Here is a 7627-nt window from a genome sequence, read left to right as displayed (position 1 = left end):
ATCCTTAATTTGTTCCCATTGTTCATCGCTTAGTTCATACCGTCTTTGAATCATGATTGATGCTCCAATCGTTTTTCTCAAATCATATCACAAAATTCTTTAGTTTTCAGACACATCCTAGTTATTCCCGTGATTTTAGTTTTTGTTTTGTTGTTTACTGTTGGAGTTGTTCAAGCTGAACCATCTACACAAGAGGATTCTACAAAAAGACCAATGGTTGAAACTGATCTTCCGTTAACAGATCTACAAAAGGTCCAGTTATATTATGAACGAACGTATCTGGATCGAATTCATGAAACTATTGCAAGTGTTCTAGGAAGCATTGAGGAATTGGATCAATATGGGACATTTTATTTAGATAACAGACGACCTACAGAGTTTAAGTTTGTATTCCTCTTAAAATATGAAGATGAGAAGATTCAAACATTGAAAAATTCGCTTGAGAAGTATGTTCCTTCTGAAATTTTAGAATATAAAAAAGCAAAGTATTCAAGAGCAGAGTTGAAAGCATATCAGGATCAGATTCACGATGTTGATACAGGCGCATCTTCCATTTATGTCGATGTCCAACTGGAAAAGGTTATTGTAGAATTTGATAGTGCAACAGTCAACTCTTTCACAGTTAACACTGAAGTAAAAGAAAAATTAAATAAGTCTAGTGTTGACGAGAATGTTTACGAAGTTAAGATTGTAGAGCATTCTGCAAAACCCGAAAAGGCGCGCACAGATACTTTTACTGTTATGGGCGGTGGAATATCCATCAATGGTAATTGCTCTACAGCAGCTACTGCTACTAAAGATGGGAAAAAGTATTTAATCACAGCAGGACACTGTATTTCATCAATCGGTTCTAATGTAAAACAAGGGGCTGATACAATCGGTGTATGGCATTTTGATGGACGAGGTAGTGGATACGATATTGGGTTAGTTCGCTTAACTAACACAAACAAATATATCAGTAATCAATTTTTTTATAGTCCTGTTTCTAATGCAGAGTATGGTAAACGGTACCCAGGCACAAGCAGCGTAGCTCTTAATCAACTTATATGTAAATCAGGAGTAACAACAGATGTAACATGCGGTACGGTTATTGATAATTCTGCAGATGAAATGGGTTATACAGATACAATCCTGATTAGTAAGTCCGGAGCAAGTAGAGATTCGAATGGTGGTGATAGTGGTGCTATCACTTTCAATCCTTACGATGATCGAATTGTTGGCGTACATGCAGGAGGATTTTTTAATGATGTAGATTATTCGGAAGGAGTTGCTATGAAAATAAGTAAATTGAATGCACTAAGTGAACCTAACAAGCCTTTCACTTTATACACATCTAATACGGATCTGAAAGTGACAAATTAGAGCACTTATTCCAGCGAGGCTTAGTATCCATTTTATGGGTCCAAGCCGTACATTTCATATTGAACAAATCTTAAACGGAAAGGAGGGAAGAAACTGTATAAACTTTCAATAATAATTGTAGTTATGCTATTTCTAATCGGATGTCAGAGGATAGATAAGGAGGAAGTTCCAATTAAAGTTCCAATTGAAAAACAAACAATCTCACTGGTGACCTCTGATATTAAGGAGATCCGAATCATTAAGCCGGATTTGGCCAACTTGTCTAATCAAGATGTTCTAATCACACTTAACGACCAAAAAACTTTCGATAATCTAAAACAAATATTAAATAACGCCGTACACAAAGACGGAGCATTCGAAGATATACTACATGATTACGAAATTATTATTTTGAAGAGGGATGGCAGCTTATTCACCATTCGTTATTGGGTTAAATTCAAAAGATTTGAGGATGATTTTTCAAAAAATTACATTATGGATTCTAAGACAGCAAACAAAATGAATTCTTTCTTCAAAACTCTTGGGTTACAATAAAGAATTAGTGTAACACAGTCCCGAAAAAAACAATATTCCAATGAAAGAAACCGTCCTGATGTGAGGGCGGTTTCTTGATTTTTTCTTGGTTTCTCAGGTAATATAAAGGCTTAGCGTATATTCTCGTTAAAATGTTGGCGCGACCCCTCTAGAGGAGTATATCGATTTTCTCAAAGACTATACGTATTCCGGCGAACATCTTAGATTCAACAATGGCAGCCTGCAGGTTGAGATCTATTATGTGCCAGCAGAGGAAGGGCCTTCGACTACCGTACCGATTGTAAAATGTGATCTTTATCGCCTGTCAGGCAATAACAAAGACGGGTTTATCATTACCGCATTCCAAGGAAGCGAGTATCATGGCTAAATTAAACTACGGCGGGTTGGACCTTTTGAAATTCCTTGTCGCTATATTGGTTATCGCTAACCATACCGGCCCTTTGCATGCCTACAACTCTAATGCAGATTATCTGATTAGCGGCGTTCTTACACGAATTGCTGTTCCAATCTTCTTTATGACATCCGGATTTTTTTTCTTCCGCAAATGGACTGGCGAGCAAGCAAAAGATTCAAAAGCATGGCTTGGATATATGAAGAAAATTGGCGTATTGTATTTGATAGCCATATTGTTATATATACCGCTTAATCTCTACACTGGTTATTTCAAGGAAAACTTCACGATATACTCCTTCTTCAAGGATATCGTATTTGACGGAACCTTTTATCATCTGTGGTATTTGCCAGCTCTAATGATAGGCATAACGATTGCTTATTTTTTGTATAGGAAAATGTCTTTGACAGCGATGCTAGCGTTTGTCAGTTTATTATATGTGATTGGCCTTATTGGAGACAGCTACTATGGCCTAATCGAAGGAATCGATGGAATCAGGCAGTTCTATGACGCGATGTTCTTCGTTTTTGATTACACGCGCAACGGCCTGTTTTATGCTCCCATTTATATTGTACTAGGTGCCTATGCTGCCAAGCATCCGCTTCAAGCAAGAAGACCGATTATTTACGCCAGCTTATTTCTTCTGTCGCTGGGATTGATGTTTGCCGAGGCAATTATGTTGAAGTCATTGGAGCTTCCCCGTCACGACAGCATGTACATTTTTGCGCTGCCGGCCACTTATTTTTTATTCCAATGGGCATTGTTATGGAGAGGGAAATTTGGCAAAGCATTCAGGGAGTGGCGGGTGTGGATTTATATTTTGCATCCAATCGCTATCGTGCTCGTTCGCGGTGCGGCTAAGGCTGCTGGATTAGAGTCGGTATTTATAACGAATAGCCTTATTCATTTTGCTGCAGTATGTCTGTTAACGGTTGTAATGGCCGCGGTCGCTGTAAAAATATCCGACATAAAATTTAAACTCAGCCATAAATATGGTAATGGGAGACGTTCATTAAGCTAGGTGATACGAGAGGAGAAGCCGCGTCGAAGGAGCATTACCTGCAGCAGGGAGGGATTGTTATGAGTATCGAATTGCTCATTCAACTACTCGTGCTTATCGTAATGATCATCGATATGGCGACCAGATCCAAAGATTCTTAAATGAGTGGAGACAAGGCATCTTAACAGGTGCTTTGTCTTTTTTTCAGTGCGTAAATGGGATTACAGGAAAAGGAAATGACAGCGGAGCAACGAATTACATAAAATCAGGTTAATCAAACGCCAGCATGAATGTGGATGAAGCCAGTTGAACGAGACCATGCAGTGCGGGTTTGTGGAAATATATAATCCGAATATATTGCGCGGTCGATGATTTTTTTATGAGGAGTAACGATATGAAGGACGTACAAGTGTTTCACTATGATGCATTTACATCGACGCCAAATCAAGGCAATCCAGCAGGAGTTGTTCTCCAAGCCGATCATCTGAGTAAGGAAGACATGCAGGAAATCGCCAAGCGGGTCGGTTTTAATGAAACGGTGTTTGTAACAAAGTCTGAGCGAGCGGACTTGCGGTTGAACTATTTTACGCCAGGTCATGAGATTCCCTTATGCGGTCATGCAACGATGGCGTCGATGTACGCGTTGAAGAGTCATGGCTTGCTGCCTGATCGACAACAATTGACGATTGAAACGAATATCGGTATATTGCCGATTACATGCAGCGAGGAAGAGCCTTATCAGATCAAAATGAAACAAGGCAATCCGGAGTTCATCCCATTTGGCGGAGATAGGGAACAGTTGTTTAATGCGATAGGTTTATGTGCAGATGATTGGGACGAGCAGTTGCCAATCGTTTATGGCAGTACCGGAACGTGGACCTTGCTAGTACCTGTCAAGAAACTTTCTTCTTTTGCTAAAATGGTGCCCAGCACGGATCAATTCCCTGCAATTTTAAAAGAAAACCCGAGAGCCTCCATTCATCCTTTTTGCTTGGAAGCCTTTGATCGTGAAGCACATGTGCATGCAAGGCATTTTTCTTCCCCCTACTCAGGTACGATAGAAGATCCGATAACCGGTACGGCTTCCGGCGTGATGGGCGCTTATTATTTCCTCACTAGCGTTGCATTAATGTTATCTGATTCTTCATAACTTTCTGTTTTATCGAAAATTGCACAAAAATAAATCCTTTACAATAGATATGGCAGGTAGCCCTGTCCATAATCCACTGAAAAGGATCAATCTTATGGACAAGCATAAGCTATTTTCTTCGTTTGGTAAATGGTTAGCGCCAATATGTACGAGTACGTTCACAGATCGGGTGTCTTAAACCCGGCAAGATAAATACGAGACGACGAAGAGAAACGAGCAGATAGTCTCCAAATCATCCGGTTAATCACTCATGTGAACAAATTTACATAATTTATTTAAATGGAAAGAGCTACCTTTAAGAGGCGTTCGACCTTTTGGGTTTGCTGTCTGAAATACGTTTTCTTAATTTTCAGAAACATAGAGTGTCAAGGTTTATGCAACGCGAGTGTTTCACACTGTTATTTATTAATGTTTTTCATTTCTATTTTATAACAAATAAAAATAATAATGAATGAGATTGTAACTACAATAAACGCTACTCCAACTGCAGGAACTTTGAAAGCAAAATAGTTAACTCCCGTCATAATAAAACATATAAAAGACATTAACAAAGTAAATTTAAAAGTTTTAATTTTTTTTTCCATTATCCTCATTACCTCCGATAAAATAGAATTCCAATAACTCATGGACTCATTAATATTGAAAAAATAAAATAGTGCAAGGAGAAATCTTAATGAATTCCTTCTTGCTTACAAAACATATCAGGACACTAGCGTTGCATTAATGTTCTCGGAATCTTCATAATACTTCGTGATTATTAAATCCGAGCACAAAAAAATCCTTTACAATAGATATGTTAGGTTACCCTGTCCATAATCCACTGAAAAGGATCAACTCATGGACAAGATTACTATATTTTCTTCATTTGGTAAATGGCTAGAGCCAATCTGTAAGAAAACGTTCAAAGATAGCGTAAAAGAAATGAATCAAGATATGTACACGAAGAAACTAACGACTCTTGCTTATTTCAAGCTTTTCCTTCACGCAGAACTTCAAGGACGCGATGGACTTCGTGACATTGCCAATGATGTACTGTGCCCAGAGTTTCAATACGAACTCGGATTTTCCTCGATTTCATCATCGCAACTTTGTAGGAAACATAGCGACGTGAATCCGATGCTTCTAGAACAGGTTTTTAACCAACTCGTGAAGCGAATCCATTCTAAAGCCAATCCGCAGCGATCTCGAAATAAGATTAAGATCATTGATTCGATAACGATTGTGATGTGTTTACAGAAATTCAAATGGGCACATTATCGATCTACGAAATCGGGTATTAAACTACACTCTCGCATTGCCTATTGGGATGACGAGGAGGTCTTTCCTGACAAGGTAAAGGTTACGCCAGCTAAAGTTAGTGATCGAAAACCGCTTGAAGAACTGGCAGATGAAGAAGGCGTCACTTATGTCTTCAATCGAGGCTATGTCGATTACGCAGTGTCTTGCACATGATTCAAACGGAAGACTCGGAAGGGAATTTGCTATTCTTATTGACGAAACGATTTGACCTAACAGCTGATGAAGTTAGCGAAATGTATCGGAACCGCTGGGCGATAGAAACGTTCTTCAAATGGATGAAACAGCATATAGCGATACGTTCATTATTTGGAAGAGGGCTCCTTCCTTATCGAAGGCTCGGAAGCTCTTATTGAGCAGATGCTAGGGGACGGCCACCGCATAGCGATCATTACCAACGGCATTAAGCAGACGCAGCATAATCGGATCGGCAGATCAAGCCTCGCAAATGCTTTCGAGCATATCATTGTTTCGGAGGTTACCGGCTATTCGAAGCCGCATACGGGAATCTTTGATTATACATTCGATAAGTTGCAGGTAACGGATAAATCGAAGGTGCTAATTGTAGGAGATTCTTTAACTTCTGATATACAAGGCGGCATCAACTACGGCATCGATACATGCTGGTATAACCCGAAGCGAAAACGGAATGAATTGTTAATTAAGCCGACCTATGAAATTCAGCGTTTGGATGAGCTGCTACAGTATGTATAGAAGTATGGCCAACAAATGAAGTCGAATTCCTTATAATAGAGGAATCGGCTTTTTTTATTTTTATTAGTAGGCCGTCCCATATCGCTCATTATAATTGAGATAGATAAACGAAAATAAAAATACTTTATTACAAATTTGAGAGAAAAACGTTTTTCATTCGTTGTATATAGTGTATAAGGTTTTTCAAAAAAAGGGGAATTGTTGCATGAAGTCTAACGATAAAAATTTTATACAGCGATTACAACGGCAAAAAGAAGATGCTATGGAATATATCATTGATCTATATTTGCCATTAATAAAAGGGGTAACATATAAAGTCCTCTCCCCGCTTGAGAACGATGGAATGATAGAGGAGTGTATCAACGATATCTTTCTTTCTATTTGGATCAATTCGAGAAAATTCACCGGAGATACTACGGACTTTAAGAAATGGATATGTGCGATTGCTTGCTAAATTCAAATCTATTGATTACTACAGGAAAGCTAACCATAAAGTAGAACTCGCCTCAAATGATATGGTTTTATACGCGGAAAAATCAGCAGAAGATGAACTAATTATGATGGAAGACAAAGCTGAGCTTATTAAGCTGATTAACATGTTAGAGCCTGTTGATCGGGATATTTTTGTAATGAAATTCTTTCTAGGTTTAAAAACGGGTGAAATATCGACAAAGCTTGGTATGACTAACGCTTCGATCGACAATCGAATTTATAGAGGGAAAAAGAAGCTTAATCACGAAGCTGTGAATTTTAGTTTTGGAGGTAGTGTATGATGAAGGATATTTATGAATTATTAAATGATATGAACATCGATGAGAATGAATATACGGAAATGGACGTAAATGAAATAGAGAAGGCTAAAGTCAAAAGAGCATTAAAGGAATCCATATCTAAGAAGAAAAAAATAAAGAGCTGGAAAAAGAATGCCGCTGCAATTGTCATAATAATCGGTTTAACCGCTGCAACGTTTGGAGTAACGTTTCCTGCTTATGCTGCCAGCATTCCTGTAATAGGAAATATTTTTAGATTTTTAGATAATGGAAAAACAGGCCTTTATTGTTACTGACGTCCTCACATGACCGGAAATTGACGATGTCTACTGTCCAAGATATGACGCTGAGCGTGACCGCTAATTGTATTAGATAAGGGAAGTGGTCACTGTAAGAACCACTTCCCTATT

8 protein-coding genes and 2 pseudogenes are annotated in these 7627 nt (G+C 38.5%); 9 read left to right on the top strand and 1 reads right to left on the bottom strand.

Going from position 1 to position 7627, the window contains the following annotated elements; translation table 11 throughout:
- Positions 1 to 129: 129 nt before the first annotated feature.
- The 4 genes from AC2TDN_RS26190 (at position 130) to AC2TDN_RS26175 (ending at position 4437) form a co-directional block, all read left to right on the top strand.
- Positions 130 to 1362, top strand: coding sequence for a S1 family peptidase (locus AC2TDN_RS26190; protein WP_484690696.1), 1233 nt, complete (start codon positions 130 to 132; stop codon positions 1360 to 1362).
- 258 nt (positions 1363 to 1620) lie between these two features.
- On the top strand, positions 1621 to 1896 hold the full coding sequence (locus AC2TDN_RS26185; protein WP_484690695.1) for a hypothetical protein: 276 nt from the start codon (positions 1621 to 1623) through the stop codon (positions 1894 to 1896).
- A gap of 359 nt (positions 1897 to 2255) precedes the next feature.
- Positions 2256 to 3308, top strand: coding sequence for an acyltransferase family protein (locus tag AC2TDN_RS26180; RefSeq protein ID WP_484690694.1), 1053 nt, complete (start codon positions 2256 to 2258; stop codon positions 3306 to 3308).
- 373 nt (positions 3309 to 3681) lie between these two features.
- The gene (locus tag AC2TDN_RS26175) at positions 3682 to 4437 is read left to right on the top strand and encodes a PhzF family phenazine biosynthesis isomerase (protein WP_484690693.1); all 756 of its coding nucleotides are present in this window, start codon (positions 3682 to 3684) and stop codon (positions 4435 to 4437) included.
- Between the two features lie 398 nt (positions 4438 to 4835).
- On the opposite strand, the gene AC2TDN_RS26170 is transcribed toward AC2TDN_RS26175, so the two are convergent.
- A complete protein-coding gene (locus tag AC2TDN_RS26170; RefSeq protein WP_482065880.1) occupies positions 4836 to 5021 on the bottom strand; it encodes a hypothetical protein in 186 nt (61 codons plus the stop codon).
- Positions 5022 to 5274: 253 nt separating this feature from the next.
- Here AC2TDN_RS26170 and AC2TDN_RS26165 point away from each other — a divergent pair, with 253 nt between their 5' ends.
- From AC2TDN_RS26165 to AC2TDN_RS26145, 5 genes and pseudogenes are all read left to right on the top strand, one after another.
- Positions 5275 to 5889 carry a DUF4372 domain-containing protein gene (locus tag AC2TDN_RS26165; RefSeq protein WP_482065881.1) on the top strand — a complete coding sequence of 205 codons (615 nt, stop codon included), beginning with the start codon at positions 5275 to 5277 and terminating at the stop codon, positions 5887 to 5889.
- Positions 5886 to 6089 (top strand): transposase, encoded by a 204-nt coding sequence (locus AC2TDN_RS26160; RefSeq protein ID WP_482065882.1) that lies wholly within the window; start codon positions 5886 to 5888, stop codon positions 6087 to 6089. The genes AC2TDN_RS26165 and AC2TDN_RS26160 overlap by 4 nt, the downstream gene beginning before the upstream one ends.
- Positions 6043 to 6447 carry an HAD-IA family hydrolase gene (locus tag AC2TDN_RS26155; RefSeq protein WP_484690692.1) on the top strand — a complete coding sequence of 135 codons (405 nt, stop codon included), beginning with the start codon at positions 6043 to 6045 and terminating at the stop codon, positions 6445 to 6447. The genes AC2TDN_RS26160 and AC2TDN_RS26155 overlap by 47 nt, the downstream gene beginning before the upstream one ends.
- A gap of 205 nt (positions 6448 to 6652) precedes the next feature.
- Positions 6653 to 7220, top strand: a pseudogene (locus AC2TDN_RS26150) (sigma-70 family RNA polymerase sigma factor).
- Positions 7220 to 7504, top strand: a pseudogene (locus AC2TDN_RS26145) (DUF4179 domain-containing protein); the annotation flags it as partial. The pseudogenes AC2TDN_RS26150 and AC2TDN_RS26145, both read left to right, overlap by 1 nt.
- Between the last annotated feature and the right edge of the window lie 123 nt (positions 7505 to 7627).

The organism is Paenibacillus sp. Y660 (assembly GCF_057221575.1).
The sequence above is the reverse complement of the archived record's forward strand: the minus strand, read 5'-3'. Positions and strand labels throughout refer to the sequence as shown.

Excerpts from the sequence above, each read along its gene's own strand:
- AC2TDN_RS26180 (WP_484690694.1), top strand. The coding sequence starts at position 2,256 with ATGGCTAAATTAAACTACGGCGGGTTGGACCTTTTGAAATTCCTTGTC.
- AC2TDN_RS26175 (WP_484690693.1), top strand. The coding sequence starts at position 3,682 with ATGAAGGACGTACAAGTGTTTCACTATGATGCATTTACATCGACGCCA.
- AC2TDN_RS26170 (WP_482065880.1), bottom strand. The coding sequence starts at position 5,021 with ATGGAAAAAAAAATTAAAACTTTTAAATTTACTTTGTTAATGTCTTTT.
- AC2TDN_RS26165 (WP_482065881.1), top strand. The coding sequence starts at position 5,275 with ATGGACAAGATTACTATATTTTCTTCATTTGGTAAATGGCTAGAGCCA.
- AC2TDN_RS26160 (WP_482065882.1), top strand. The coding sequence starts at position 5,886 with ATGATTCAAACGGAAGACTCGGAAGGGAATTTGCTATTCTTATTGACG.